The sequence below is a fragment of the Amycolatopsis sp. NPDC058986 genome, assembly GCF_042741125.1.
Classification (GTDB): domain Bacteria; phylum Actinomycetota; class Actinomycetes; order Mycobacteriales; family Pseudonocardiaceae; genus Amycolatopsis.
Genome location: NZ_JBHYJW010000005.1, coordinates 98,607 through 122,954, shown reverse-complemented (window position 1 = coordinate 122,954; position 24,348 = coordinate 98,607). Strand labels below are relative to the sequence as shown.

At 69.9% G+C, this 24,348-nt stretch carries 24 protein-coding genes; 13 read left to right on the top strand and 11 right to left on the bottom strand.

Annotated features, from left to right (window positions below):
- Nucleotides 1–496 precede the first annotated feature (496 nt).
- Both ACFW0G_RS06935 and ACFW0G_RS06930 read left to right on the top strand, forming a co-directional pair.
- Nucleotides 497–3,769, top strand: coding sequence for an NACHT domain-containing protein (locus ACFW0G_RS06935; RefSeq protein WP_378323868.1), 3,273 nt, complete (start codon nucleotides 497–499; stop codon nucleotides 3,767–3,769).
- Between the two features lie 192 nt (nucleotides 3,770–3,961).
- Complete coding sequence (locus ACFW0G_RS06930) at nucleotides 3,962–4,375, top strand: SsgA family sporulation/cell division regulator (protein ID WP_378323867.1); 414 nt, start codon at nucleotides 3,962–3,964, stop codon at nucleotides 4,373–4,375.
- 13 nt (nucleotides 4,376–4,388) lie between these two features.
- Here the strand turns inward: ACFW0G_RS06930 and ACFW0G_RS06925 are convergent, their stop codons facing one another.
- Genes ACFW0G_RS06925 through ACFW0G_RS06915 form a run of 3 tightly spaced genes read right to left on the bottom strand, consistent with a single transcriptional unit; the run spans nucleotide 4,389 to nucleotide 7,061 of the window.
- Complete coding sequence (locus ACFW0G_RS06925; RefSeq protein WP_378323866.1) at nucleotides 4,389–5,546, bottom strand: glycosyltransferase; 1,158 nt, start codon at nucleotides 5,544–5,546, stop codon at nucleotides 4,389–4,391.
- Nucleotides 5,543–6,127 (bottom strand): TetR/AcrR family transcriptional regulator, encoded by a 585-nt coding sequence (locus tag ACFW0G_RS06920; RefSeq protein ID WP_378323865.1) that lies wholly within the window; start codon nucleotides 6,125–6,127, stop codon nucleotides 5,543–5,545. The genes ACFW0G_RS06925 and ACFW0G_RS06920 overlap by 4 nt, the downstream gene beginning before the upstream one ends.
- A 43-nt stretch (nucleotides 6,128–6,170) precedes the next feature.
- Nucleotides 6,171–7,061 (bottom strand): ANTAR domain-containing protein, encoded by an 891-nt coding sequence (locus tag ACFW0G_RS06915; protein WP_378323864.1) that lies wholly within the window; start codon nucleotides 7,059–7,061, stop codon nucleotides 6,171–6,173.
- A gap of 81 nt (nucleotides 7,062–7,142) precedes the next feature.
- Between ACFW0G_RS06915 and ACFW0G_RS06910 the strand changes: the two genes are divergently transcribed.
- Nucleotides 7,143–7,913: an ANTAR domain-containing protein gene (locus ACFW0G_RS06910; RefSeq protein WP_378323862.1), complete on the top strand. Its 771-nt coding sequence runs from the start codon at nucleotides 7,143–7,145 to the stop codon at nucleotides 7,911–7,913.
- On the opposite strand, the gene ACFW0G_RS06905 is transcribed toward ACFW0G_RS06910, so the two are convergent.
- Together ACFW0G_RS06905 and ACFW0G_RS06900 are read right to left on the bottom strand one after the other, a co-directional pair.
- A complete protein-coding gene (locus ACFW0G_RS06905) occupies nucleotides 7,901–9,772 on the bottom strand; it encodes a CheR family methyltransferase (protein WP_378323860.1) in 1,872 nt (623 codons plus the stop codon). The two genes, ACFW0G_RS06910 and ACFW0G_RS06905, sit on opposite strands and share 13 nt — an antisense overlap.
- Nucleotides 9,769–10,380 carry a chemotaxis protein CheB gene (locus ACFW0G_RS06900; protein WP_378323859.1) on the bottom strand — a complete coding sequence of 204 codons (612 nt, stop codon included), beginning with the start codon at nucleotides 10,378–10,380 and terminating at the stop codon, nucleotides 9,769–9,771. Before ACFW0G_RS06900 ends, ACFW0G_RS06905 begins: the two co-directional genes overlap by 4 nt.
- 132 nt (nucleotides 10,381–10,512) lie before the next feature.
- Between ACFW0G_RS06900 and ACFW0G_RS06895 the strand changes: the two genes are divergently transcribed.
- The 4 genes from ACFW0G_RS06895 to ACFW0G_RS06880 all read left to right on the top strand — a co-directional run bounded on the left by ACFW0G_RS06895 (nucleotide 10,513) and on the right by ACFW0G_RS06880 (nucleotide 13,942).
- Complete coding sequence (locus ACFW0G_RS06895; protein WP_378323858.1) at nucleotides 10,513–11,667, top strand: type III PLP-dependent enzyme; 1,155 nt, start codon at nucleotides 10,513–10,515, stop codon at nucleotides 11,665–11,667.
- Nucleotides 11,657–12,028, top strand: coding sequence for an adenosylmethionine decarboxylase (speD, locus tag ACFW0G_RS06890; RefSeq protein WP_378323857.1), 372 nt, complete (start codon nucleotides 11,657–11,659; stop codon nucleotides 12,026–12,028). The genes ACFW0G_RS06895 and speD overlap by 11 nt, the downstream gene beginning before the upstream one ends.
- Complete coding sequence (locus ACFW0G_RS06885; RefSeq protein WP_378323856.1) at nucleotides 12,029–12,889, top strand: spermidine synthase; 861 nt, start codon at nucleotides 12,029–12,031, stop codon at nucleotides 12,887–12,889.
- Between the two features lie 117 nt (nucleotides 12,890–13,006).
- On the top strand, nucleotides 13,007–13,942 hold the full coding sequence (locus tag ACFW0G_RS06880; protein WP_378323854.1) for a helix-turn-helix domain-containing protein: 936 nt from the start codon (nucleotides 13,007–13,009) through the stop codon (nucleotides 13,940–13,942).
- Between the two features lie 72 nt (nucleotides 13,943–14,014).
- On the opposite strand, the gene ACFW0G_RS06875 is transcribed toward ACFW0G_RS06880, so the two are convergent.
- The 3 genes from ACFW0G_RS06875 to ACFW0G_RS06865 are packed head-to-tail and all read right to left on the bottom strand — an operon-like array spanning nucleotide 14,015 to nucleotide 18,073.
- Nucleotides 14,015–15,007 (bottom strand): chitinase, encoded by a 993-nt coding sequence (locus ACFW0G_RS06875; protein WP_378323853.1) that lies wholly within the window; start codon nucleotides 15,005–15,007, stop codon nucleotides 14,015–14,017.
- A gap of 8 nt (nucleotides 15,008–15,015) precedes the next feature.
- The gene (locus ACFW0G_RS06870; RefSeq protein ID WP_378323852.1) at nucleotides 15,016–16,638 is read right to left on the bottom strand and encodes a glycosyl hydrolase family 18 protein; all 1,623 of its coding nucleotides are present in this window, start codon (nucleotides 16,636–16,638) and stop codon (nucleotides 15,016–15,018) included.
- Nucleotides 16,639–16,666: 28 nt separating this feature from the next.
- A complete protein-coding gene (locus ACFW0G_RS06865) occupies nucleotides 16,667–18,073 on the bottom strand; it encodes a cellulose binding domain-containing protein (RefSeq protein WP_378323851.1) in 1,407 nt (468 codons plus the stop codon).
- Nucleotides 18,074–18,253: 180 nt separating this feature from the next.
- Here ACFW0G_RS06865 and ACFW0G_RS06860 point away from each other — a divergent pair, with 180 nt between their 5' ends.
- A complete protein-coding gene (locus ACFW0G_RS06860) occupies nucleotides 18,254–18,748 on the top strand; it encodes a MarR family transcriptional regulator (RefSeq protein ID WP_378323850.1) in 495 nt (164 codons plus the stop codon).
- A gap of 7 nt (nucleotides 18,749–18,755) precedes the next feature.
- On the opposite strand, the gene ACFW0G_RS06855 is transcribed toward ACFW0G_RS06860, so the two are convergent.
- Complete coding sequence (locus ACFW0G_RS06855; protein ID WP_378323849.1) at nucleotides 18,756–19,313, bottom strand: PadR family transcriptional regulator; 558 nt, start codon at nucleotides 19,311–19,313, stop codon at nucleotides 18,756–18,758.
- Nucleotides 19,314–19,364: 51 nt separating this feature from the next.
- On the opposite strand from ACFW0G_RS06855, the gene ACFW0G_RS06850 reads away from it, so the two are divergent.
- Entirely contained in the window at nucleotides 19,365–19,763 is a 399-nt protein-coding gene (locus ACFW0G_RS06850) for a nuclear transport factor 2 family protein (RefSeq protein ID WP_378323848.1), read from the top strand.
- On the opposite strand, the gene ACFW0G_RS06845 is transcribed toward ACFW0G_RS06850, so the two are convergent.
- Entirely contained in the window at nucleotides 19,738–20,316 is a 579-nt protein-coding gene (locus ACFW0G_RS06845) for a dihydrofolate reductase family protein (RefSeq protein WP_378323847.1), read from the bottom strand. The two genes, ACFW0G_RS06850 and ACFW0G_RS06845, sit on opposite strands and share 26 nt — an antisense overlap.
- A gap of 91 nt (nucleotides 20,317–20,407) precedes the next feature.
- On the opposite strand from ACFW0G_RS06845, the gene ACFW0G_RS06840 reads away from it, so the two are divergent.
- From ACFW0G_RS06840 to ACFW0G_RS06825, 4 genes are all read left to right on the top strand, one after another.
- A complete protein-coding gene (locus ACFW0G_RS06840) occupies nucleotides 20,408–20,815 on the top strand; it encodes a MerR family transcriptional regulator (RefSeq protein WP_378323846.1) in 408 nt (135 codons plus the stop codon).
- A gap of 54 nt (nucleotides 20,816–20,869) precedes the next feature.
- Nucleotides 20,870–21,607 (top strand): metal-dependent transcriptional regulator, encoded by a 738-nt coding sequence (locus ACFW0G_RS06835; RefSeq protein ID WP_378323845.1) that lies wholly within the window; start codon nucleotides 20,870–20,872, stop codon nucleotides 21,605–21,607.
- Between the two features lie 120 nt (nucleotides 21,608–21,727).
- A complete protein-coding gene (locus ACFW0G_RS06830) occupies nucleotides 21,728–23,125 on the top strand; it encodes an amidase (protein ID WP_378323843.1) in 1,398 nt (465 codons plus the stop codon).
- Nucleotides 23,122–23,292, top strand: a complete 171-nt coding sequence (locus ACFW0G_RS06825) for a hypothetical protein (RefSeq protein ID WP_378323842.1) — start codon at nucleotides 23,122–23,124, stop codon at nucleotides 23,290–23,292. Before ACFW0G_RS06830 ends, ACFW0G_RS06825 begins: the two co-directional genes overlap by 4 nt.
- Before the next feature lie 57 nt (nucleotides 23,293–23,349).
- Here the strand turns inward: ACFW0G_RS06825 and ACFW0G_RS06820 are convergent, their stop codons facing one another.
- Nucleotides 23,350–24,324 (bottom strand): glycine betaine ABC transporter substrate-binding protein, encoded by a 975-nt coding sequence (locus ACFW0G_RS06820; RefSeq protein WP_378323841.1) that lies wholly within the window; start codon nucleotides 24,322–24,324, stop codon nucleotides 23,350–23,352.
- Between the last annotated feature and the right edge of the window lie 24 nt (nucleotides 24,325–24,348).

The window sequence follows — 24,348 nt, the reverse complement described above, 5'->3', positions numbered from 1 at the left end:
CGTGTTTTGTCTCTTTTGTTTTTTCGCCCGCCCGCGGGGGGCGGCGCGGTTTGGCCCCACCCCCCCCGCTGCCCGGGTTCGACCCCCCCACGGGGGGCTCCCCGACAAAGGGATCACGGTGGAGCCGGGCCGGGCGCTGTGAAGGGGGCCTTCACAGACAGGGACGGTGCCCGGCAGGGCATTCTTGCCGTCGGGTTTTGTTCACTGGCGACCGGATCCCGACGGTGAATGCGAGCGGGAAAGACTCTTGATCGTCATTTCGGGTCACATCCGGAGAAAATGTTCCGGCGATCGTCGACGTTGGTCCATTTTTCCCGCCATGACGACGAATTCGCCCACACGAGGGGTGATCCCGTAGCGATCTTGCCCGCTCGGGGAATAAACGGACCAGCGGGCTCACTCGAATGTCGTAATCGCCCTCGCGCGTGTTCGTGAATTGCGCAAATGAGCACTTCCGCGCCGCATTCGCCGGTTATCCTGGCCTTCCCCTTTTCGGATGAGGAAGGCGTGGCGGTTGGCTGAGTCGGGCAAGTGGGCGGGGCGCCTCGGCTGGCTCGCGCTGACGATCGGACCGCCGTCCGCGGTGGCGGGTGCCTGGCCCGCCTGGGCGGCGGGCAGGCCGGTGCTCGCCGGGCTGCTGCTGGTCATCTACGAGGGCGTGCTGGCGGTCGTCGCGTTCGCCGGTGGGGTCGCCGACGATCTGGTGAAACGGTGGCGCGAACGGCTGGTTACCCGGCTCGACCAGCCGCTGTGGCGCCGCTTGTTCCGCTTCGACCGGCGATACCGCGAATTCGTGCTGGGCAGCCTGCGGTTCGTCGATCTCAAGGGATTGACGACCATCGGGCCCTACACACCTCAGCTCGACGAGGTCTTCGTCGACGTCGGCCTGGCGCCGCGCAGCCCGCACCAGGTCGCGGCCGATCCGCTGGGGGACGTGCCCGCCGGGGTGACCGAGCGGTACCAGCTGTGGAACTTCCTGGACCATCCGGCGTCCCGGGTGCTGGCGGTGGTCGGCGCCGCGGGCAGCGGGAAGACCACGCTGCTGCGCTACACGGCGCGGCTGGTCTGCCGGTCCGGCGGCAGGCGGCGGCGCGCGGTCCCGATCCTGTTGTTCCTCCGCGACCACGCGGCCGAGATGATCTCCGATCCGGACGTGTCGCTCGCGGAGCTGGCGCGCCGCACCCTCGGCCGGTACCGCGCCGACGAGCCGGAGGGCTGGTTCGAGCAGAAGCTGCGCGACGGCGAATGCGTGGTGCTGCTCGACGGGCTGGACGAGGTGGCGCGTCGCGAGGACCGCCGCGCCGTGGCGGACTGGGTCGAGCGGCTGATCGGGCAGTACCCCGGCAACGACTTCGTGATCACCTCCCGGCCGCGGGGCTACCAGTCGGCCGAGATCGCCGGCGCCACCGTCCTGCAGGTGCGCCGCTTCACCGACGAGCAGGTGGCCCGGTTCGTGCGTGCCTGGTGCGGCTCGGTCGAGCGGCACAGCGCCGGCTCCGACCCGCTGGAGGCCGAGCGGCGCGCCGCCTCGGCCGCGGACGATCTGCTCGACCGGCTGCGGGATTCCCCCTGGCTGTACGAACTGACGGTCAATCCACTGCTGCTGACGATGATCACCAATGTGCACCACTACCGTGGCGCGCTGCCCGGCAGCCGGGCCGAGCTGTACAGCGAAATCTGCGAGGTGATGCTCTGGCGGCGGCGGGGCGCCAAGAAGCTGCCGATCGAACTGGGCGGGGACCAGACGGAGTTCCTGTTGCGGCGGCTCGCGTTCGACATGATGGAACGCCGGGTGCGGGACCTGCCGAGAGACGAGGTCATCGCCTCGATCAAACCCGCGCTGCGCCGGGTGGCCAGGGGACTTTCGGCGGCGGAGTTCCTCACCGGCGTCGGCTCGGAGGGGCTGCTGGTCGAGCGCGAGAACGGCCTGTATTCCTTCGCCCACCACACTTTCCAGGAGTACCTGGCGGCCGCGCACATCCGGGACAAGGGGCTGACCGGCCTGCTGCCCGGCACCGTCGAGGACGGCTGGTGGCGGGAGAGCATCCTCCTGTACGCCGCCCGGTCGGACTCCGACGCGATCATCCAGGCCTGCCTGGCCTCGGACAGCGTCCACGCGCTGGCGCTGGCCTTCGACTGCGCGGAGCAGGCCCGCGAGATCGACCCGGAACTGCGGGACCGGCTGGACCGGCTGCTGCGCTCCGCCTACGATTCCGGCACCGATCCCCGGCGCCGCAAGCTGATGGCGGACGTCCTGATCACCCGGCATCTGCGGCGGCTCATCCCCGCCGCCACGGCCCGGATCTGCCCGCAGCCGATCACCTCGGACATCTACCGGCTGTTCCTGTCCGACACCGGGCACGATCTGCCCGACGACCCGCGGCCGTTCCAGCCCGGCTCGGACGCGCCGGTGGTCGGGGTGCGCGGCACCGACGCGCTCGCCTTCGTCGGCTGGGTCAACGACATCGTCGGCGGTGAACCGGCCTACCGGCTGCCCACGAGTACCGAGATCGGCGATCCGGCCGTGCAGCGCGCGCTGCACCCGGCGGAACCGGAGCCGTCGGCCGCGCTGAGTGTCTGGTACGACCAGAACGGTTCCGGGCCGCGGTTGTGGACGCCGGGGCAAGGCAGGCATCCGTACACAGTGGACACCGGGACACTGGGCGAACGGGTCGGCAAGGACTGGGCCGATTCGGCGCCGACCCTGGCCCGGCTGCTGCTGATCCGGTCACTGGTCGTCCTGCGGGCCCTCGAATTCGACCTCAAGCGCACGGTGGCGGGCATCAGGGCGCGGAACCTCGCCGGGGAGCTGGTCCACGGTCTCGCCCGCGCGGCGGATCTCGCGCTCGCCCAGGTCCGCGATCCCGGGCTGGCCAAGGCACTGGATCCGGCCCTCGCGCACGCCTTCGACCTGGCCAGGATGGTGGATCTGGAGGTCGACCACGCCAGGGCACTCGACCTCGCCCGGCTCCGCGACCTCGCGCGGATCCGGTCCGTCGACCTCGCACTGGCGCTCGATCTGGCGCTGGCGCGGGCGTTCGACGCCGCCCGTGGCCGGGAGCGGGACCGGGAGCGGGTGCACGACCGCGACCGCGCCATGGTGCACGATCTCGACCGCGCCCTCGACCGGGATCGCGAATATGCCCGCAATCTGGCCAAAACCGTCGACCTGGATCTCGACCACGCCCTGGAACTGGACCTCCAACTCACCCTCGACGGGGTGCTCGCGCTCGACCGGGTCCGCGGGGCCGACCGCAGCCCGCTGCCGGCGCCCGAACTCGATCGGCACCTGGAAGACATCGTCGGGCGGGCGCTCGCGCACGCGCTGTCGCGGGCACTGCGGGACTCCGGAGCTTCGCGGACTGGTGACGGACAGCGGTTCCAAGCGGACTTCGACCGCGCGCTGGCGGCTGTGACCGGCCTGGCTAGCACCGAGGAGATCGTTTCGCCGGATTCGCTGGGGCACGAGACCTGGCAGGGGTGTGCCGAGCTGACCGTCGGTGGCGGATGCTCGGCCTGGGCCCAGGACGTGGCGCCCCGGCTGGAACGGCTCGCCAGGCCGATCTTCGCCCGCCGTCAGCCGCTGAACACCCCCACGGCGACCGCGATCCGGATCGGGGCGCTGTGTCTCGCCTGCGAGGCGGACGCTCAGGGAAAGCCCGGCACCGGTGCCGCGTTCCGGCGGATCGCGGCCGGGATCACGCTGCTGGAAGACCGCGCGACCGGCCGGTCGTCGCCGACCGAGACGATCGTCCTGTCCACCGCTTGAGGGCCCATCATCCGCGTTACCCGAATTTGTGACGGCGGTCATAATTGTGTCGCCTGTGGGTGAGGAGAACGGGCAGAACCTTGCCCCTAACGTGTGAAAGATTTTCAAGAGGGATCGCCAAGTGACTTACCGTGCGTTATGTGTATAGCAAGATCAACACATCTCCCGCGGCACAGAGGGGTGCACCGCATCATGGCCGAAAAGCACAGCGTCACCCAGGCGCGGATCGAGTTCGGGCTCCGGACGTTCGGGGCGAGCCCGCTGCCGGTCCCCGTCGAGCTGGAACACGACACCGAAGACCCGTACGCGATCGTCGCGATCCTTCACGCCGGAACGAACGTCGTCCGCTGGATCTTCGGGCGCGATCTGCTCGCCGACGGTCTGCTCGCGCCGACGGGCGAGGGTGACGTCCGGGTGAGCCCGGCCGCCGACAAGTCCCTGGCCATCATGGAGCTGAACTCGCCGGACGGCGCCGCGGTACTGGAGGCGCCCGCCCAGGAACTGGCGGCCTTCCTCGACCGAACCTACGAAAAGGTGCCGGTCGGCCAGGAGTCGCGGTGGTTCGACTTCGACGAGGAACTGGCCAAGCTGGCGCTGCAGGACTGAACCACCGCCTGGCTCACCGGACAGGGGAAGCGAGCGACTCCAGCCGGTCGGCGGTCCCGTCGGCGCCGGGGAAGGCGTCGATGATCTTGGCCAGCCGCGCCGCATTGTCAGCGTAGGACCGGTCGGTGAGCACGGTGCGGACGGCCTCGGCGATCTCCACCGGGGTGGCGGTGTCGCCGTCGAGCGCGAGCCCCGCCCCGAGCCGGGCGACCTGCGCGGCCAGCAAAGGCTGGTCCGCGGCGGCGTTGGGCAGGCACACCACGGGGACGCCGTGGGCGAGGGAGGCGGCGATCGTGCCGTGCCCGGCGTGGGTCACGGTCACCGCGACCTCCGGCAGGATTTCGGCGTGGGGGAGGAACCGGGTGTAGAGCACGTCGGGGTCGGCAGGCAGGTCGTCCGCTCCGGTCATCCCCGTGGTGACGACGACGCGGTGCCCGCCGTCGGCCAGCGCGGTCACGGTCCGCGCGATGCGTGAGCGTTGGTCCCACGCCAGCCCGGTCGAAAAACTCACCAGCACCAACGGTCGTTCGTCGTCGGGGGACCACGGCCGCTCCCGGCCACGCGGGGTGTGCGGCGCGAAGACCGGGCCGACGAACTCGCAGGAGGCGGGCACGTCCGCCGCGATCGGATGCAGCGCGGGGACGCTGGTGCACACCGCGCGAAACGGCCGCCAGGTGTCCCAAAGTGCTTGTACCGCAGGGAGATCCGCGTGCGCGCGGACGTCGTTGACCGCGTCGAGCGCGAGGGCGTCCATACCGCCGCCGGGTGGCACGAGCGCACCGGGCGCGCTGTGCACGAGCACGGTGGCCGGGATGCCGAGGCGTTCGGCGGCGGCCAGCGCGCCGAACATCAGACAGTCGATCACCAGCCCGTCGAATCGTTCCGTGGCAAGGAGTTCCGGCAGATCGTCGAGGTGCCGCGGGCAGGCCCAGACGACGTCGGTGAGCACCGGCATCCAGTCGGACGGCGGATTCTCCGGCCACGTACGCTGCGCGCCCCGCAGCACCCGGAAGCCGAAGCCGAGCGACTCGTACCGCGACTGTTGGTGGGCGTAACCGGCGAAGACGACGGTGTGTCCTCGCTCGGCGAGCGCGGCGCCGAGGCCGAGCGCGGGCGTCTGGTTGCCCGCGCCGTCCCAGGTGACGAACAGGAACCGGGCCATCTCGATCATCCCCCCAGTACTGCGTTGATCATCATCGACATCGTGGCTTCGGCCTCGGCGCGGGAACGGCCCATATCGCGGCGCAGCAGCTTCCACGTGTAGACGTCGCACACGCACACCAGCGCGTCCACCACGCGCCGCCGGTCCGCCACCGGATGCCGGGCCAGCAGAGGAGCCAGCTGCGCTTCGACGTGCGCGCGGTGGCGTTCGCGGCCGAGCTCGACGATCGGTGCCACGGCCGGATCCCGTTCGTCGGCGAGGTTGCCGAGCACGACGTCGCCGTACTTCTCGTAGTGGTCGAACCAGGTCCGCACCGAGCCCGCGACGTCGCCGGGCTCGGCCTGCCTGAGTTCGGCGGCCATGTCCGCGACCACGTGATCGAGCGCGGCGGCGAACAGTTTCTGTTTGCTGCCGAAGACGCGGAGCACCGTCTGCACGGTGACCCCGGCGTTCCCCGCGACGTCGTCGAGGCGGATGTCGGAACGCAGCCGTTCGCTCATGAGCTTCGCGGCGGCGTCGAGGACGCGTGCCCTGGTCTGTTCGGCGCCCGCCGCCCTGGCCCGCATCGTGTAGGGCCTCGCCGATTTCATGTTAGTCACGTTAACGCCAAATACGGGGCCCGGTCAACGCGCCTCAGTCGAGCCCGGTCCCGTCCCGTACCTCGCGGCGTGCCAGTTCTTCGATGAACGTGCCGTCGGCGAACGCTCGCGCTCGCAGCAGCGCAATGGCGTCGTCGGGAGAGCAGCCGTGACGGACCGACAGCATGCCCGCGGCCTGATGGACCACGTCCTGGTACGAGGTCTCGGTGAACAGCCGAAGCGGGTCACTCACCTCCGGCGCCTGCGGCGAGGGCAACAGGACCGTCCGGGCGAGCGCGTCGGCGACCCGGTCCGTGGCCATCGCGAGTGTGTCGGCGATGACCGGTTTCCGCTCCAGGATGCACAACGCCCCGACGCAGGTGATGGGCTGCTGCAACGGCACCGCGAGAACGGCACGTACCCCGGCTCGCCGCACGGCGGGTGCGTAATGCGGCCACCGGGTGGTCAGCATGTCGTCGACGGCCGTGACGGTGCCGCCGCTGATGCCGGCGTCGGTGGCCGGGCCTTCTCCCGCGACGAACTCGGCGTCGCGGGCTACCAGGGCGTCGTGGCCCGAGGTCGTCGACAACGCGACCTGGTTCTGGTCGTCGAGCAGGGTGACCAGGATGCTGGCGTTACCGAGTGCCGCTCGGAGGGCCGCGGCGAACACGGGCCTTCCCCCCGCCCCTGACGGCGCGTCGAGCCAGGAACGCAGCTTCTCGGCGTGGAACGCCTGGAGCTCGGCCGAGGTCCGGTGCCGTTGCTCCGTCCGGCGGTGCAGGGCCGCCATCCGTTCGCGGAGACCTCGTAACGAAGCAAGATCGTGGACGGCCAGTTTCTCATAATGTGCGGCAAGCGCGCCTGCTCTGGTGGCGCGTTGCTGTTCACGGGCGACCTCAAGCCATAGCCTGGTGATGACCGCGTGTGTGGCCTCTGGCTCTGGCACCTGTTCAAGGTACCCCTGCGGGGCGGATCGTAAGCACGATGAACGGACACGCCTTGATGGCGGTGACTGAAGGGCCGGGTGTTGAACGACCGGGAAAGGTGGCTGGCCGAGGCCCTGGTGGACCTGGCGGACACCGTCGATGCCGATTTCGACGAGGCCGAGTACGCCCACACCGTCACCGCGAGGCTGGCGGAGCTGCTGGAGCCGGGTGAGCCGGGGCTCCGGCTCGCGGACGCCGGCGGAACGGTACGCACGACCGTGGCGAGTACCCGGCGGCTGGGTGAGCTGCTGGCGCTGGAGGCCGACGTCACCGAAGGTCCGTGCACATCCAGCCAGCGCGGCGGGAAGGACCTGGTCAACGACGTGCTCGGCCTCGCCGACACGAAGTGGCCTCGCTACGCCCCGGCGGCGCGGAAGCACGGATTCGCCTCGGTTTCCACGATGTCCTTGCGGCACGGGGAAAGCGTGGTCGGCAGCCTCTGCGTGCTCAGCCCGCTCGGCAGCACGGTCACCGGAACCGAGATCCGCTCGGCAGGCGCCGTGGTCTCCGTCGCGACCACCGGCATCCTGCACAACCGGATGCTGCGGGACAGCACCAGGACGTCGAGCCAGCTCCAGTACGCGCTCACCAGCCGCGTGCTGGTCGAGCAGGCGAAGGGGGCGGTCGCCGTCCGGCTCGGCGTGCCACCGGGCGAGGCGTTCGACATCCTCCGTGCCTACGCGCGGCGGCACAACCTGCCGCTGAACGACGTGGCGAAGGCCGCGATCGACGGGAAACTGTCCGGCTACGACCTCATCGCCGATCTCGCACCGCGCCGGAAACGGGTCTCGCGGGGCGGTCAGCCCCGGTAGGTGTCCTCCATCAGGAGCACCACGCCGTCGTTGTCGGAGTCCAGCGGTGAACAGGTCACCGTGCAGGTGATGTGCCGTCCGATCCGGTTGACGGCCTCGATCTGCTGCGGGACCGCCCGTTTGCCGCTTTGCGTGCACTGCTGGACGGTCTCGCGCAGCGACGCGGTCGGCAGCCCGAAGTCGAGACTGAAGAACACCTGGCCGACCACTTCTTCCGAGCGCAGGCCCCAGAGTTCCTCGGCGCCCTTGTTCCAGCTCCGGACGAACAGATCCGCGTCGATCACCACCACGCCCGCGGCGACGCTGGACAGCACGCCCTCCAGGAAGGTGCGGGCCTCGTCGAGTTCGTCGGTGCGGGCGCGCATCTCCTCGTTCATCGTCTCCAGTTCCTCGTTGCCGGACTGGAGTTCTTCGTTGGTGGTTTCGAGTTCTTCGTTGGTGGACTGGAGCTCTTCGTTGGTCGTCTCCAGTTCCTCGATGCTGGACTGGAGTTCTTCGTTGGTGGTTTCGAGTTCTTCGTTGGTGGACTGCAGCTCCTCGCGGGCGGTCTCCAGCTCTTCCCGCTGCCGCTTGACGTTTCGCTGCAGCTGCGTGATGGCGGTGGAGTCGTGGAAGGTGACCACGACCCCGGCACCGTTCGCGTCGCTGCCCCACAACGGCTGGATGTGGATATCGAGGTACTGCACCTCGTTGGTGTCGATCCGGCGTTCGATGGAGTCGACGCGGACGACGCGGTGCTCGGTATAGGCCTGTTCGATCAGCGAGCGTAGTTCGATCGGCCGGTAGGACACCTCGAGATCGCGGAACGGCCTGCCGACGTCGCGCGTGGTGAGGCCGAACAGGGATCGCATCGCGCTGTTCGCCATGATGACGGTGCCGTCGGTGTCGATCCCGAGCATGGCGATCGGCATGGCCTCCATCGCCAGCTCGCGCAGCTGCCGTTTCTTGCGGACGTCGTCGGGGTCGATCGTGACCCCGGCCTCCAGCTTGACCGGCGTGGTGCGGTACATCGTGGCGGCTTCGCCGGTACGCCGCTGGAAGATCCGCTGGCGCATGTTGACGACCTTGAACCGGTCGCCGTTCGACAGGAGCATCTCGGCCTTGCCGAGGAAGAGGTACGCCGCTTCGCGCAGCGCGAAGTGGAACCGGTCGATGATCTGCGTCTGCGCCTCGACGTTGAAGTACATCAAGGTATTGCGGCACACCAGGAGGTCCAGCCGGGAGATCGGCGCGTCGCGGGTGATGTCGTGGCGGCCGAAGATCACCCGGCGGCGCAGATCGGGCCGGAACGCGTGGAGCATGCCGTTCGGCTCGAAGTACTTGTTCCGCAGGTCCTCCGGCAGTGCTTCCAGTGCCCTGGACGAGTAAAGCCCCGCCCGCGCGTCGCGCAACGCCTCTTCGTCGACGTCGGTGCCGTAGATCTTGAGCCGTTTCACGCATTCCTGGACGCCCAGCGCCTCGGCGAACAGGATCGCCAGCGAGTACGCCTCCTCGCCGCTGGCGCAGCCCGCGCTCCACACCCGGATCTCTTCGCCGGCCTCGATGTTCGCCAGGATGCCGGGGACCACTTCGCGCTGGAGGACCGACCAGGCCTCGGTGTCCCGGAAGAAGCTGGTGACGTTGATCAGGATCGTGTTGAACAGGAAGCCGAACTCCTCGCTGCTGGCCTCCAGCCGGTCGCGGTAGTCGGTGTAGCTGTCGATTCCCACCTCCGCCATCCGCTTCCGGACGCGGCGGGTGAGGCTGGTGCGCTTGTAACCGGTGAAATCGAAGCCGCGCGAGTCGCGGATGAAGGCCAGCAGGGCCTCCAACTCGTCACCGGCGGCGTTCGGGGTGACGGTGTTGTCCGGCTCGGTCATGACATCCTCGCTTCGACGAGCCCGCGGATCACGGGGGCGATCTCGTCGAGCTGGAGCACGAAGTCGACCGCGCCCGCCTCGACGGCGGCCTCCGGCATGCCCCGGAATTCGGCGGTCTCGGGGTCTTGGGCGATCACCGTACCGCCACGGGATTTGACCGCCGACGCACCCATCGCCCCGTCGGCGCCGGTCCCGGTCAGCACACACGCGAGCGCGCGTTGCCCGTAGGTTCCGGCGACCGATTCGAAGAGCAGATCGGCCGACGGGCGCAGGAAATGGACGAGCTCGCTGTTGGACAGGGTCAGCTGCCCGCCGGGCTCGACGAGCAGGTGCTTGTCCGGGGGAGCGATGTACACCGTCCCCGGCTTCGCCTGCTCACCGGCCTCCGCCAGCCGCACCGGGAGCTTCGCCCGGCGGCCGAGGACCTCCGCGATGATCGTCTTGTGCCTGCGGTCGAGGTGCTGGACGAGCACCACCGGCACCGGGAAGCCGTCGGCGAAGCCGCTGAGCACCCGCCCGAGCGCGGTGATTCCGCCTGCCGAGGACGCCAGGGCCACGATGGCATACGGCGGCAGCCCGGCCTCGGGGCCGGACACGGCGGCGGTCATGTCCCGGTGGCGGTATGGGGTTGTTCTGGCACCACGACAGCGTAGCGAGGGGAGCGGGGTGCCGGGGCCGGTCCCGGCCCGTGTCGCCGAGGGGGTCGCCGGTTCGGGCGACGCACCTGAGAGGCTGGGGCGGTGTCCACCAGTCTGATCCGGCGCTTCTTCGACGAGCGCGAGCCGCCGACGCCGTGCCTCGTCGTCGACACCGACGTGGTCGCCGCGCGGGCGGAGGAGTTCGCGACGGCGTTTCCCGGCGCCCGGATCCGTTATGCGGTGAAGGCCAATCCGGCGCCTCCAGTGGTCGACGCGCTGGTCGCGGCCGGGGCGGGTTTCGACGTCGCCTCGCCGGGGGAGATCGCGCTGTGCCTCGAAAGGGGAGCGGACCCGGCGAAACTGGCCTACGGGAACACGATCAAGAAACCCGCCGACATCGCCTTCGCGTACGAGCACGGCGTGCGTGAATTCACCACCGACGCGGAGAGCGACGTCGAAAATCTCGCCCGGCACGCGCCGGGTTCGGCGGTATCGGTCCGGGTCCTGCTCGACGCGCCGGACTCGGTGACGCCGTTCGGCCGCAAGTTCGGCTGCGAACCTTCGGCCGCGCTCGACCTCGTGCTGCGCGCCGCGGACCTCGGACTCCGGCCGGGCCTGGCGTTCCACGTCGGCTCGCAGCAGCCGGATCCGTCCGCGTGGGAGATCGGCGTCGCGACCGCGGCGAAGCTGTTCGCGGAGGCCGCGGCGGCGGGTGTGGCGATGGACCGGCTGAACCTCGGGGGCGGATTCGCCGTCGCCTACCGCTCGGACGTGCCCACGCTGGCGGAGTACGCGGCGAAGATCGGCGACGCCTTGCGGGCGCATTTCCCGGACGGCGTGCCGGAACTGACCATGGAACCGGGGCGGGTGCTCGTCGCCGAGGCCGGGGTGCTGCGCACCGAGGTCGTGCTCGTCGCGCGTCGTTCCGCGACCGACGAGCGGCGGTGGGTCTACCTCGACATCGGCCGCTACAACGGGCTGGCCGAGGCGGAGAACGAGGCGATCGCGTACCGCTTCGAGCCGTTGGACGACCGCGGCGGGCCGTCGGGCCCGGTGATCCTCGCGGGGCCCACCTGCGACGGCGACGACGTCCTCTACCAGCGCACCCGGTACGAACTGCCGTTGACGCTGCGGGCGGGTGACCGCTTCGACGTGCTCGCGGCCGGTGCCTACACCGCCAGCTACGCCTCGGTCGCCTTCAACGGCATCGCACCACTGCGGACCTACTGTGTGGGGAGGTACGGGGATGACGGCTGAGCCGGGGCAGGTCGGCCGCTTCGCGGGCAGGCACGTGCTCGCAGAGCTGGGCGGGATCGACGCCGCGCTGCTCGACGATCCGGACCGGCTGCGCGAGCTGCTGGTCGCCGCGGTGACCGAGGCGGGCGCCACGGTGTGCGACGTGGTGGCCCAGCGGTTCGTGCCGCAGGGCGTCACCGTGGTCGCGATGCTCGCCGAATCCCACGCGTCGGTGCACAGCTACCCGGAGATCGGCGCGATGTTCGTCGACGTGTTCACCTGCGGGGACCGCGCCGATCCCGAGCACGCCGTCCGGCTGTTCGCCAAGGCGCTCGACGCCGCGACGCTCGAACTGTCCACCGTCCTGCGAGGGGAACGCTGAATGCCCGAGATCACCGAACCGGTCGGCACCGGCCTGACCAGGGTGTGGCAGGTCGGCGAGGTGCTCTTCGCCGGGCGCACCGACTTCCAGGACGTCCTGATCGGACGGACCGCGCAGGGCGTCTCGCTCTTCTGCGACAACGAACGGCAGAGCACCGAGGCCAGTCAGCTCGTCTACCACGAGGCGCTGATGGTGCCCGCGCTGCTGCTCGCCGAGCGGGTCCGCCGGGTGCTGGTCATCGGGTCGAGTGAGGGCGTGGTGTGCGAACTCGCGCTGGCCGCGGGCGCGGAACTGGTCGACCACGTGGACATCGACGCCCAGACCGTCCGGGCCTGCGCCGGGCACCTGCCCTACGGGTACACGCCCGCCGAGCTGGAGCGGGCCGAACGCGGCGACGGCCCGGTGCGGATGCACTACCGCGACGGCTGGGAGTTCCTCGCAGAAGCACAGGAGCGGGGCGAACGCTACGACGTCGTCGTCATCGACCTGCCGGACGAGAACGCCGACCCCGCCGCCCAGCACAACCGCTTGTACGGCACGGACTTCCTGACCCGCTGCGCCGGTCTGCTCGCCGAAGGCGGCGTGGTGACCAGCCAGGCGGGCTGCCCGACGTTGTGGCGCAACGAGACCCTGCTCGCCTCGTGGCGGCGTTTCCACGAGGTGTTCGGGTCGGTGCTCTACCACGGCTCCGACGAGCACGAATGGGCTTTCCTCACCGGCCGCGCCGACCACGTCGACGACCCGGTCGGCCGCGCTGTCGGCCATCTCCGCGCGGGCAGGATCACACCGTCCACAATGGACGAGGAAGCGCTGCGCGGTTGCGCCGTTCCGCCGTATTCGCTGCGCCGCGCCGACCGTTAGCGGCGCCGGATCCGCCGCTGGGCCGATCCCCTACGGACGAAGGTTGTTTTGGTCTGGACCTTCGGGCAACGATGACCGTGCTTGGTCAGCGGGCCGGACGTGGGAAGGGGCACGGCGATGACGCTGGAGAGTCTCGGCGTCAGCGGCGCCGAGCAGCGGGTCTACGAGGTCCTCCTGCGGCATCCCGAGGTCACCTTCACCCGGCTGGCGGAGCTGACCGGGATGACGGCGGGCAGGCTGCGGCCGCTGGTGGCCTCGCTGGCGGGCAAGGGAATGCTGACCAGGACGACCGGGCGCCCTGCGCTGATCGTCGCCTCGCCGCCGGACATCGCGGTGGAGATCCTCGCGCAGCGGCGCCGGGCGGAGATCGAGCAGGCGCGGCTGTCCGGCGCGTCCTTCGGCGCGCGGCTGCGGCTGGAACAGGGGCCGGTCCGGCAGGTGATCCGCGACCGCGGTGCCGCGGCGCAGCGGTACCGGCAGCTGCACCAGGTCGCCAGGACGGACCTGCTCGTCGTCCGCCGGTCACCGGACGCGGTCGTGCCGCTGGAAACGCACCGGCAGCTCCAGCGGGAGGCGCGGGCCCGCGGCGTGCGCACCCGGACGCTCTACGAGGAGGGCGAACCCGCCCGGCCGTCGGCGCCGCACGAGCCGGAGGCGGGGGAGCAGGCGCGGATGCTGCCCGCGCCGCCGGTCCGGCTGGTGGTCGCGGACGGCCGGATCGGGCTCGTCTTCGCGGAGCCCGCGAGCGGGCACCAGGCGGTGGTGGTGTCGTCGGCGACCGTGGTGAGCGGGCTGGTGGCGCTGTTCGACCTGCTGTGGGAGCGGGCGAGCCCGCTGTGGCCGGAGAACGGCCGCGCCGGGACGGGCGAGGAGGACCAGCGGCTGCTCGTGCTGCTCGCCGCGGGACTGACCGACCAGGCGATCGGGCGCAAGCTCGGCGTCGCGCAGCGCACCGTGGAACGCCGGGTCCGCAGGCTGATGGACGCGCTCGGCGCGCGGACCCGGTTCCAGGCGGGGCTCCAGGCCGCCCGCCGCGGACTGCTCGAACCCTGAGGCCACGAAAAGGGTGCCGGTGCCATCGTCGGGTGATGGCACCGGCACCGTGACCGGCCGGTGGGTCGGGGGTCAGAACCCGGCGGTCACCCTGGTGAAGTCCCAGTCCTTCTGGGCGATGCCGCTGCAGGTCGACTGCACGCCACCGCCGGGGCAGGGACGATCGCGGTTGACCGCCCAGAACGACAGCCGCGCCAGCCCGTTCGCCTTGGCCCAGTTCGTGATCCGGGTCCAGGTCTCCACGCTCGTCAGCTCCTGCTGATCGGACAGGCCGTTCATGCCGGAGATACCGACGTGGCTGAACGCCGTCGCGTCCGACCAGCCGAACACGGACTTCAGCTTGTCCTTCAGCGCGGTCGTGGCCTTGACGGTGTTGCCGTACATGTCCGCGCCACCACCGAAGTCGAACGGCATGATGGTGAAGACGTCGACACCGGCGTTGAGCGCCTTGGCCTGTTCGACGAGCCGGTTGCCCCACGAGTTCGGGCCCGCGGTGGTCGTGCCGAAGGTGAGGATCGTCCGGATACCGGGGTTGCCGGCCTTGACGATCTTCAGCGCGCCGAGGACGCGGTCCTGCACGGCCGCGTTCTCGAACTCGTCGGTGTTCTCGATGTCGATGTCGATCGCCTTGAGCCCGTAGGCGCTGATCACCTTCTGGTACGCGGCGGCGAGCGACGCCGCGTCACGGCAGTTCGGGCCGAGCTTGTTGCCGCTCCAGCCACCGAACGACGGCACGACCTGCCCGCCCGCGCCCTGGATGGATTTGATGGTCCGCGCGTCCACCCCGCCGGTGAGCGGCCGGTTGCCGTCCCACGCCGGGTTGCAGCCGCCGGAGGCCAGCACGAACGCCATCGTGAACCACTTGACCCCGGTCGCGCTCATCACCGATGTCGCGCTCGGCGGGTTGCCCCAGCCGAGGAACAGGTACGGCGCGCCGTTCCCGGCGGCCGCCGGGGCGGCGGACGCCGCGGGTGCCGCGACGAGGGCGGCTCCGAGCACGGCCGCCGTCGCGGCCAGGCTCATCGAGGACCGAGCCTTCCCGAGTAATCGCTTGCGTATCATCATGAGTCCTTTCAGGACAGTCCGCCCCGGAGGGCGCTGATGAGTTCGCCGTTCGTGGTGTCGCCGGTGAGTTCCCAGAAGAACGCGCCGCCGAGACCCTGCTCCTTCACGTAACGCGTCTTGCCGCCGATCGTCGCCGGGGTGTCGTAGCTCCACCAGTTGCTGCCGCACTTGGCGTACGCGGTGCCCGCGACGGTTCCGGTGGACGGGCAGCTGTTCTTGAGCACCTTGTAGTCCTCGATGCCCGCCTCGTAGGTGCCGGGCGCGGGGCCGGTGGCGGTGCCGCCGGGCGCGTCCTGGGTGACGCCGGTCCAGCCGCGGCCGTAGAACCCGACGCCCAGCAACAGTTTGCTCGCCGGGACACCCTTCGACTTCAGCTTCTGGATGGCCGCGTCGGTGTTGAACCCGGCCTTCGGGATGCCGTCGTAGGCGGTCAACGGCGAGTGCGGTGCCGTCGGGCCCTTCGCGTCCCAGCCACCGAAGAAGTCGTACGTCATCACGTTGAACCAGTCGAGGTACTGCGCCGCGCCGCCGTAGTCGGTCACGTCCATCTTGCCGCCGTTGCTCGCGTCCGCGGTGATCGCCGAGGTGACCAGGAAGGAGGAGCCGAACTTCGCGCGCAGTGCGCCGAGCAGGTTCTTGTAGGCGTCGGGACCGCTGGTGTCACAGCTGAGGCCGCACGCGTTCGGGTACTCCCAGTCGATGTCGATGCCGTCCCAGATGTCCGCCCAGCGCGGGTCCTTGAGCAGGTTGTAGCAGGACTGCGCGAACGCGGCCGGGTTCTGCGCCGCCTGGCCGAAGCCGCCGGACCAGGTCCAGCCGCCGAACGACCAGATCACCTTGAGCCCGGGGTGCATCTTCTTCAGCTTGCGCAGCTGGTTGAAGTTCCCGCGCAGCGCGCCGTTGTCCCAGGTGTCCGCCACACCGTCCACACTGGACCCGGCGTCGTAGAACTTGTCGTAGTCGGCGTAGGTGTCGTCGTTCGCGGAGCACGAACCGTTCTTGACGTTGCCGAAGGCGTAGTTGATGTGCGTCAGCTTCGAGGCCGACCCGCTGGTCTCGATGTTCTTGACGTGGTAGTTGCGGCCGTAGACGCCCCATTGCACGAAGTAGCCGACGTTCTTGAGGCCGCCGGGATCCGGTGGAGTCGTGGTCGTCGGCGGGGTGGTCGGTGTCGTCGGCACGGTGGTCGGGGTGGTGGGTGCCGTCGTGGTGGTGGGCGGGGTCGTGCCGCCGTCGCAGGAGCCGCCGTTGACCTTGCAGCCGCTGGGCGCGCTGTAGGTGCCGGAATACTGGACGTTGAAGCCGAAACTCACCGACGCGCCGGTCGCGACGTTGCCGTTCCAGGTGCTCTTCACGGTGACGTGCTGGCCGCTCGTGGTGTAGCTGCCGTCCCAGAGCGACGCGATCTTCTGCCCGGCGGCGAGGTCGAATTCCACGGTCCACGAGGAGACCGGGGCCGGCGAGCCGTTACTGATCGTGTACTTGCCCTCATAGCCGGCACCCCAGTCGGAGCCCTTGCTGAACGCCGCGGTCACACTGCCCGCCGCGCTCGCCGGGGCCACCACGAGCCCCGCACCGAGCGTGCCCGCGGCCAGCAGCAGCCCGAACAGGTGCCATCTTTTCCTGGACATCGTTCTCCTTGTCGACACTGAGAAGGAATCAACTCTGGTACTGGGCGACGATCTTGCTGAAGTCGTAGGGCTGCTGGGACACGCTGCTGCACTTGCCGTCGACCCAGCCGGTGGGCCGGGTGCACTCGCGGTCGCGGTTGAGCGACCAGAAGGAGAACCGGCCGAGCCGGTGTTGCTGGACGTAGCCGAGCAGGGTGCGGAAGGTGTCGGCGGTGAACAGCTCGCTCGGCTGGTCGGTGTGCCCGTTCATCAGGATCAGCCCGGTGCGGGCGTAGACGCCGGCGTCGTCGAGATCCGGCCGCAGGGTGCGGAGCTGGCCGTGTACCTGCTCCATGACCTTCTGGACGTCGGCGGCCATGCTGCCGCCGGGGCCGCCGTAGTCGAAGGCCATGATCTTGTAGAGGTCGATCTGCGCGCCGATGTCCCGCGCCCGCTGGATCTCGTCCTTGCCGAGGCCGGACAGCCCGACCGTGGTGGTCGGCAGCGTGAGCGTCACGTGCAGGTCCGGGTTGTGTTCCTTGAGCGTCTTGACCGCCTGGAAACGTTTCGTCTCGCCCGCGACGTCGCCGAGGTCGTCGCCCTCGATGTCGAGGTCGATGTGGGTGAGCGAGTACTTGGTGATGACCTGCTGGTACGCGTTCGCCAGCGAGGCCGCGTCACCACAGGCCGCGCCGAGTTCGCGGCCGTTGTAACCGCCGAAGGACACCGAGACGTCGCCGCCCGCCTGGCGGATCTGGGCCACTTTCCCCGCCACCACGGTGTCGGAGGCGACCGGCTGCGCGGCGTTGCCGTCCCACACCGGTGTGCAGCCGCCGCCGTCGGGTGCCAGCACGAACGCGAGGATGTAGCTCTTCTGCCCGCTGGCCGCGATGGCGGCGCCGATGTCCTGCGGGTCGTTGTCGAGCGGCATGTAGTACGGCGCGGCCGTCAGCCCGCCGGTGGACGGGCCCGGCGGAGTCGTGGTGGTCGGTGGTGTGCTCGTGGTGGGGGCGGTCGTCGGGGGAGTGGTCGTCGGTGATGGGGTGCCGGTGCACGGCTGTCCGTTGAGGGTGCAGTTCAGCGGGCTTCCGGTGCCGGAAACGGTGAAGCCGAACGATGCCGCCGCGCCGGCCGCGACCGTGCCGTTGTACTCGCGGTTGGTGAAGACGTAGTGGCTTCCGCCCGGGGTGAGCAGGGCGTCCCAATACGTGCCGACTGCGCTTCCCCTCGGCAGGTCGAACTCCAGCTTCCAGCTCGTCAGTGCGGCCGAACCCGCTGTGACGGTGTACTTGCCGGTGTAACCGGAATCCCATGTGGACACTGTGGCGAAGCTCGCGGAAGCACTGGTGGCCGCGCCCGCGAACTGCTCGCCCGCGAGCACCGCCGCGGCGGGCAGCAGTACCGCGCCCGCGGTCAGCGCGGCCGCTCGGCGGATGCGGCGAATCGTCGTCTTCATTGACGGCCTCCCGGAAAGCGTGTTCCTCCGACGCTACGTGGTCTGGACCAATTATGGGGAGGCGGGATTCCGCCGTGTCGGTATTCCGACAGACGCGCTGAGTAACCGACGGGCCGTCCGTGCCGGATCCGTGCCCGCTACGCTGGACATGAAACCCGGAAATTACGGAGAGCACATCAGATGAGTTCCACATCTTCTCCCCGGTCGGCCGCCGCGCGGCGGCGACGGTCCACAGTGGCCGTGAAGGAGTCGCTGCGGGAACTGCGCAGCCAGCTTTCGCTGCTCAACCACCAGGTCGGCACGCGGCTGGAACTCAAGGACGTCGACCTGGACTGCCTCGAGCTGATCGGCGCGCACGGCCCGCTGAGCCCGAGCGTGCTGGCCCGGCTGGCCGGGCTGCATCCGGCGACGGTGACCGGGATCCTGGACCGGCTGCAGCGCGGCGGCTGGGTCGTGCGGGAACGGGATCCGGACGCGGCCGACCGCCGGGCCGTCACGGTCCGCGCGGTACGGGACCGCAACGCGGAGCTCTTCGGGCTCTACGCGGGCATGAACAGCGCGCTGGACGAGCTGTGCGCCGAGTACTCCGAGCGCGAACTCGAACTGCTCGCCGGTTTCCTCCGCCGTGCCACCGCGGCGGGCAAGGAGGCCACCGACGACCTGACGGATCGCTGAGCGGCGGTCAGTTCGCGGCTCTCGCGCGCAGCACCGCCGCGACCCGGACGCACCAGGCGCGGTGTTCGGCTTCGAACCGGCGCCCGCGCAGGCAGGTCAGGTACGGCCCGACCCGATCGCCCTCGCGCAGGAACGTCTCCTCGTCGCGCTTCCCGCGCATCCGGCGCAGGAGCTTGTCGAAGACCTCGATCTTGGCGTCGGCGAGCTGGATCCGCTCCTCCAATTGTCGGATCACCTCGGTGGTGTCGACCGCGTCGGCGGCTTGCACCTTGACCATCAGATCGTCGCGGATGAACGACGGCTTGGCGGGCGCGGCGGCGAACCGCTGCAACTCGGCCACGCCCGCGTCGGTGACCGTGAAGAGCCGCTTGTTCGGCCGGGTCTCCTGAATGACCTGACGGCCGGTGACCAGGCCGTCCTTCTCCAGCTTCGCCAGCTCCAGGTAGAGCTGCTGGGGCTGCGCGTGCCAGAAGTTGGCGACACCGACGTCGAACGCCTTGGTCAGCTGGTAGCCGCTGTACTCCCCGTCCAGCAGCGCGGCCAGTACGGCGTGTCGCAGAGCCATCCCGTCACGGCCTCCCTTGTCTCCTACTCATATCGAAGTATAGTCAATTTTATGACTACGAGGACGTATCCCTTCCGCGTGGCCGTCGAAGCCGGTGACCACGAGGCCGTCGCCGCGCTGCTGGCCGAGGACGTCGTGTTCACCAGTCCGGTGGCGTTCAAGCCGTACCAGGGCAAGCCGATCACCGCGGCGATCCTGCGCGCGGTGTTCCGGGTGTTCGAGGATTTCCGCTACGTCCGCGAGATCGCCGACGGCGCCGACCACGCGCTGGTCTTCCAGGCCACTGTGGACGGCAAGGAGATCACCGGCTGCGATTTCCTGCACACCGACGAGGCGGGCCTGATCGACGACTTCATGGTCATGGTCCGGCCGCTGTCGGCCGCGAAGGCGTTGTCCGAGGCCATGGCCGCGCAGTTCGAGCAGATCAAGAAGGAGGCCGCCGGGGTGTGACGCGGTAGCGGAGGAGGACGACTCCGTTGCCGAAGGACCGGGTCTCGGTGAGTTCCAGGTCTTCGGGTGTCTCCGAAGCGGGGAACAACGGCTTGCCGTCGCCGAGGACGACGGGGTGGACGTAGACGCGGTACTCGTCGATCAGTCCGTGCCGCCGGAACGTCGCGGCCAGATTCGGGCCACCGAGCGCGAGATCGCCGCTCGTGCGTGCCTTGAGCGCGAGGATGTCCTCGGGGACGACCTCCCGCACGATCGTGGTGTTCCAGTCGGCCCGCTCCAGCGTCCGGGAGAACACGTACTTCGGCATTTCGCGCCAGATTCCCGCGAACTCGGCCTCCGCGCCCGTGCTCGCCGGATCGGCGTCGGCGGTCGGCCAGTACGCGGCCATCAGCTCGTGGACGACCCGGCCGTCCAGGAACGCGCCCATCGCCCGGAGTTCGTCGTTGAAGTGGCTGTGCAGTTCCTCGTCGACCCGATGCCAGCTGATGTCGCCGCCCGGCCCCTCGAAGAAACCGTCGAGCGACATGGACATCGACAGCACGATCCGTCCCATGGCCGAAGCGTACGGGAGCGGTACGACAGTCTTGCGTGTTTAGGTTAGCCTAACCTTGCAAAATCAGTCCGGCTTGGGGTCCAATGGGGTGATGGAGCATGTCTCGATCAGTGAAGTCGCGCGTCACTTCGGTCTCCCCGCGTCGACACTGCACTACTGGGAGCGCCGGGGGCTGATCACCTCGCACCGGCGTTCCGGCTGGCGTTACTACGACCGCGACCAGTTGTACCGTGTCGCCCAGATCCGGTTGTGGCGTGACGTCGGGCGGCTGAGCCTCGACGACATCGCCGCCGTGCAGGCGAGTGCCGCCGCGGACCGCGACTGGCGGGAAACCGTGGCCGCGCGGATCGAGGTGCTCGAGGACCAGATGGATCGGCTGATCTCCGCGCGGACCTACCTGCGCCATCTGCTCCTGTGCGGACAGGAGGACGCGTCGCATGAATGCCCGCACTTCCGCGCGAGCGTCGTCCTCCCGGAGCCAAGCCGTTCGGAGGCTTGACAATCGAAGAAATTCGCTTGACCTCAAGTTAACTCGAAGTGGCAGTCTCGGCAGATGACTGCGGAAGGGTTGATCGACACCACCGAGATGTACCTCAAGGCGGCCTACGAGCTGGAGGAGGACGGCGTCGTCCCGCTGCGCGCCCGCATCGCCGACCGCCTCGGCCAGAGCCCGCCGACCGTGAGCCAGACCGTCTCCCGCCTGGAACGGGACGGTCTGCTCGAACTGGACGACGACCGGCATCTCGTGCTTTCCGAACAGGGACGGCGCCGCGCGGTGCGGGTGATGCGCAAGCACCGGCTCGCCGAAGTGCTGCTGGAGCGTGTGATCGGGCTGGACTGGGCCACGGTGCACATCGAGGCGTGCCGCTGGGAGCACGTGATGTCCGAGGAGGCGGAGCGCCGCATCTTCGACCTGTGCGGCAAGCCGCGGTACAGCCCTTACGGCGCGCCGATTCCCGGCCTCGCGGAGTTCGACGCCGCCGTCGAGCCGGCGCGGGTACCGGGCGGGGTGCGCGCGCTGTCCGAAGCCGTGCCCGGTGGCCGGGCGCGGTTGTACCGGATCAGCGAGCGGATCCAGGAGGACATCGCGTTTCTGCGCGCCCTGCGGGACGCGGGGATCGTGCCCGGCGCCGAGCTGGAGTTCGCGCCGGACGCGCACCGGGTCGAGGTCCGCACGGAGACCGGCACGCTGAGCCTCGACCGGCGTCAGGCCGCGATGCTGCTCGTCGGCGATTCCACGGGGGACCGCGCGCCTGCCGGGTTGCCGGGCTCGCTCGCGTCGTCCCGGTGAACGCCGGGGGTTGACTTCAACCCGAGTTGAGAACGCAGAGTGCTGGCCGACCTCGTTCGCGGGACCTCGTCGTCCCGGTCCGGATAGGAGACAGCCATCAGCACGACGCCCTCGCACACCTTGACCAGCGCCGCGGCCGCGTTGCGGGCGGGAACGGTCACGAGTACCGGCCTCCTCGAAGCGGCCATCGCGGCCGCCGACCGCGGAGACCCGGTGTACGGCGCCTACCTGAGGAGGTTCGACGACGCCGCCCGCGAGTCGGCGGCCCGTGCCGACGCCGAACTCGCCGCCGGGCGGGATCGCGGTCCGCTGCACGGGATTCCCGTGGGGATCAAGGATCTCATCGCCACCGCCGAGGGCCCGACCACCGCGCAGAGCCGGGTGCACGACCGTGCCTGGTGGGCGAAGCGGGAGGCCACGGTCGTCACCCGGCTCGAGGCGGCGGGCGCGGTCCTCACCGGCAAGACCACCACGATGGAGTTCGGCTGCGGGCTGCCGGAAGCGGCCGACCCGTTCCCGATGCCGCGCAATCCGTGGCGGCCGGAGCACTGGGCGGGCGGGTCGAGTTCGGGGGCCGGGATCGGCGTGGCGACGGGGATGTTCCTCGCCGGGATCGGCTCCGACACCGCGGGCAGCGTCCGCATGCCCGCGGCGTTCTGCGGGGTGAGCGGTCTGATGCCGACCTACGGCCGGGTGCCGAGGTCCGGCTGCGTGCCGCTGGCCCCCAGCGTCGACCGGATCGGCGCGCTGGCGCGGAGTGCGCGGGACTGCGCGGCCGTGCTGGAGGTGCTCGCCGGGCCGGATCCGGCCGACCCGGAGTGTGTGTCCGCGCCGTTCCGCTGTCCGGACTTCGACGGCGACCTCACCGGGCTGCGGATCGGTGTCGTCCGCGAGGGCCATTTCCCCGAGGGGTGCGATCCCGCGCTGGACGGCGTTTTCTCTGCGGCGCTTGACGTTCTGACCGGGCTGGGCGCGCGGGCGCGCGAAGTCGTGCTGCCGTACCGGGCGGAGTTGACGACCGCGGTCGTGGCCGTCGTGACGAGCGAGGCACTGGCCCGCCATCGCGGCGAGTTGTCGCGCCGATGGCATGACTACGGCCGGGGTTTCCGGGGCGAGGTGGCGCACGGCGCGTTCGTCAGCGGGGCGGATTACGTTCAGGCACAACGGGTCCGGCGGGTCGCGCAGGAGGCGGTCAACCGGGTCTTCGCGGACGTCGACGTCATCGTGTGCCCGACCGCGACGGCCGGCGCACCCCGGGTCGCCGAGCTGGCCGGGCCCGGCGGCGTGCCGGACAGCGGTGTGTTGTTCCGCCTGCTCACCACGCCCTACTGGAACGGGCTGGCCAACCCGGTGCTGGCGGTGCCGATGGGCTTCACCGCGGACGGGCTCCCGCTGTCGATGCAGCTGGCGGGCCGTCGTTTCGCGGAGGCGGAGCTGGTGCGCGTCGGCGAGGCGTACCAGCGTGTCACCGGCTGGCAGCTGCGCACGCCGCCGGTCGCGGCGGAGGCGGCGGCATGAGCGGGGAGGTCCGGGTGCTGCTCGCCGCCGCGGCACTGCCCGCCACCGAGGTGGAGATCGAGGCGATGGCGGCCCGATATCCCGCGTTCCGCGCCGCCGTCGATGCGCTCCACGACGTCCCTGCCGACCGAGACTCTGCTGAAGGGGACTTTCCTCGCACAGGATGAGCTGAAGGGGACTTCCTCGCATGTGACGAGACGAAAGTCCCCTTCAGCACCCGCCGCTCAGCCGATGAAGCCCGCGGCCTTCAGCCAGTCGTGCGCCACCGCGTTGGGCTTCTGGCCGTCGACGCTCACCTTCTTGTTCAGATCGGTCAGCGTCCTGGTGTCGAGTTTCGCGGCGATACCGGCGAAAACCTGTTCCAGCTGCGGGTACTTCTGTGCCAGCGGCGTGGCGATCGTGATCGCCGGGTTGTAGATCGGGAAGAAGTGCTTGTCGTCTTCCAGCACGGTCAGCTGCTGGCCCGCGACGCGGCCGTCGGTCGAGGCGACTTCGCCGAAGCCGCACGTGTCGCCCTTGCCGACGGTCGGGTAGATCACCGCGTCGTTGACGAGGTGTTCCTGCGCCGGGGGCAGGGTGAAGCCGTAGGTCTTCTCCAGACCGGGGAAACCGTCGTCGCGGCTCTTGAACTCGGGGCCGATGCAGGTCGACGCGGCGGCCGGGTTCGACTTCACGAGCGCCGCGTAGTCGGACAACGTCTTGACGCCGGTCTGCTGCAAGGCTTTCTGGTTGGCCGCGATCGCGTAGGTGTCGTTGGCGGGGGAACGGGCCCACCAGGTGATGTTGTTGGCCTCGTCGGCCTTCTTGACCGCGTCGTACTGTGCCTGCGGATCGCTGATCGGCTTGGTCTGCTTGAGGAAGCTGATCCACGCGGTCCCGGTGTACTCCCAGTACAGATCGACGGCGCCGGTCGTCAGCGCCTGCCGGACGTTGCTCGATCCGGTGATGTTGGTCTTGTCCTGCGGGCTCGCTCCCGCCGCCTGCAAGGCGACCACGGCGATCTGCCCGAGCAGCAGCTGTTCGTCGAACTCCTTCGAGCTGACCTTGATCTGGACGCCGTTGAGCGCCTCGATCTTCTTGATGGATCCCTCGCCGACCTGCGCACCACCGGAGTCCTTGCCGATCGTGCAGCCGCCGGCGAGGGACACGGCCGCGACGAGCGCGAGCACGGCGGCGACCGGACGTGGGGGCATGCGCATGGACTTGCTCCTTCTCGTGGTATC

Excerpts from the sequence above, each read along its gene's own strand:
- ACFW0G_RS06880 (WP_378323854.1), top strand. The coding sequence starts at position 13,007 with ATGACGCTGGAGAGTCTCGGCGTCAGCGGCGCCGAGCAGCGGGTCTAC.
- ACFW0G_RS06840 (WP_378323846.1), top strand. The coding sequence starts at position 20,408 with ATGGAGCATGTCTCGATCAGTGAAGTCGCGCGTCACTTCGGTCTCCCC.
- ACFW0G_RS06935 (WP_378323868.1), top strand. The coding sequence starts at position 497 with ATGAGGAAGGCGTGGCGGTTGGCTGAGTCGGGCAAGTGGGCGGGGCGC.
- ACFW0G_RS06820 (WP_378323841.1), bottom strand. The coding sequence starts at position 24,324 with ATGCGCATGCCCCCACGTCCGGTCGCCGCCGTGCTCGCGCTCGTCGCG.
- ACFW0G_RS06865 (WP_378323851.1), bottom strand. The coding sequence starts at position 18,073 with ATGAAGACGACGATTCGCCGCATCCGCCGAGCGGCCGCGCTGACCGCG.
- ACFW0G_RS06900 (WP_378323859.1), bottom strand. The coding sequence starts at position 10,380 with ATGACCGCCGCCGTGTCCGGCCCCGAGGCCGGGCTGCCGCCGTATGCC.
- ACFW0G_RS06885 (WP_378323856.1), top strand. The coding sequence starts at position 12,029 with ATGCCCGAGATCACCGAACCGGTCGGCACCGGCCTGACCAGGGTGTGG.
- ACFW0G_RS06855 (WP_378323849.1), bottom strand. The coding sequence starts at position 19,313 with ATGGCTCTGCGACACGCCGTACTGGCCGCGCTGCTGGACGGGGAGTAC.
- ACFW0G_RS06920 (WP_378323865.1), bottom strand. The coding sequence starts at position 6,127 with ATGAAATCGGCGAGGCCCTACACGATGCGGGCCAGGGCGGCGGGCGCC.
- ACFW0G_RS06835 (WP_378323845.1), top strand. The coding sequence starts at position 20,870 with ATGACTGCGGAAGGGTTGATCGACACCACCGAGATGTACCTCAAGGCG.
- ACFW0G_RS06845 (WP_378323847.1), bottom strand. The coding sequence starts at position 20,316 with ATGGGACGGATCGTGCTGTCGATGTCCATGTCGCTCGACGGTTTCTTC.
- speD (WP_378323857.1), top strand. The coding sequence starts at position 11,657 with ATGACGGCTGAGCCGGGGCAGGTCGGCCGCTTCGCGGGCAGGCACGTG.
- ACFW0G_RS06875 (WP_378323853.1), bottom strand. The coding sequence starts at position 15,007 with ATGATGATACGCAAGCGATTACTCGGGAAGGCTCGGTCCTCGATGAGC.
- ACFW0G_RS06930 (WP_378323867.1), top strand. The coding sequence starts at position 3,962 with ATGGCCGAAAAGCACAGCGTCACCCAGGCGCGGATCGAGTTCGGGCTC.
- ACFW0G_RS06925 (WP_378323866.1), bottom strand. The coding sequence starts at position 5,546 with ATGATCGAGATGGCCCGGTTCCTGTTCGTCACCTGGGACGGCGCGGGC.
- ACFW0G_RS06905 (WP_378323860.1), bottom strand. The coding sequence starts at position 9,772 with ATGACCGAGCCGGACAACACCGTCACCCCGAACGCCGCCGGTGACGAG.
- ACFW0G_RS06860 (WP_378323850.1), top strand. The coding sequence starts at position 18,254 with ATGAGTTCCACATCTTCTCCCCGGTCGGCCGCCGCGCGGCGGCGACGG.
- ACFW0G_RS06825 (WP_378323842.1), top strand. The coding sequence starts at position 23,122 with ATGAGCGGGGAGGTCCGGGTGCTGCTCGCCGCCGCGGCACTGCCCGCC.
- ACFW0G_RS06850 (WP_378323848.1), top strand. The coding sequence starts at position 19,365 with ATGACTACGAGGACGTATCCCTTCCGCGTGGCCGTCGAAGCCGGTGAC.
- ACFW0G_RS06870 (WP_378323852.1), bottom strand. The coding sequence starts at position 16,638 with ATGTCCAGGAAAAGATGGCACCTGTTCGGGCTGCTGCTGGCCGCGGGC.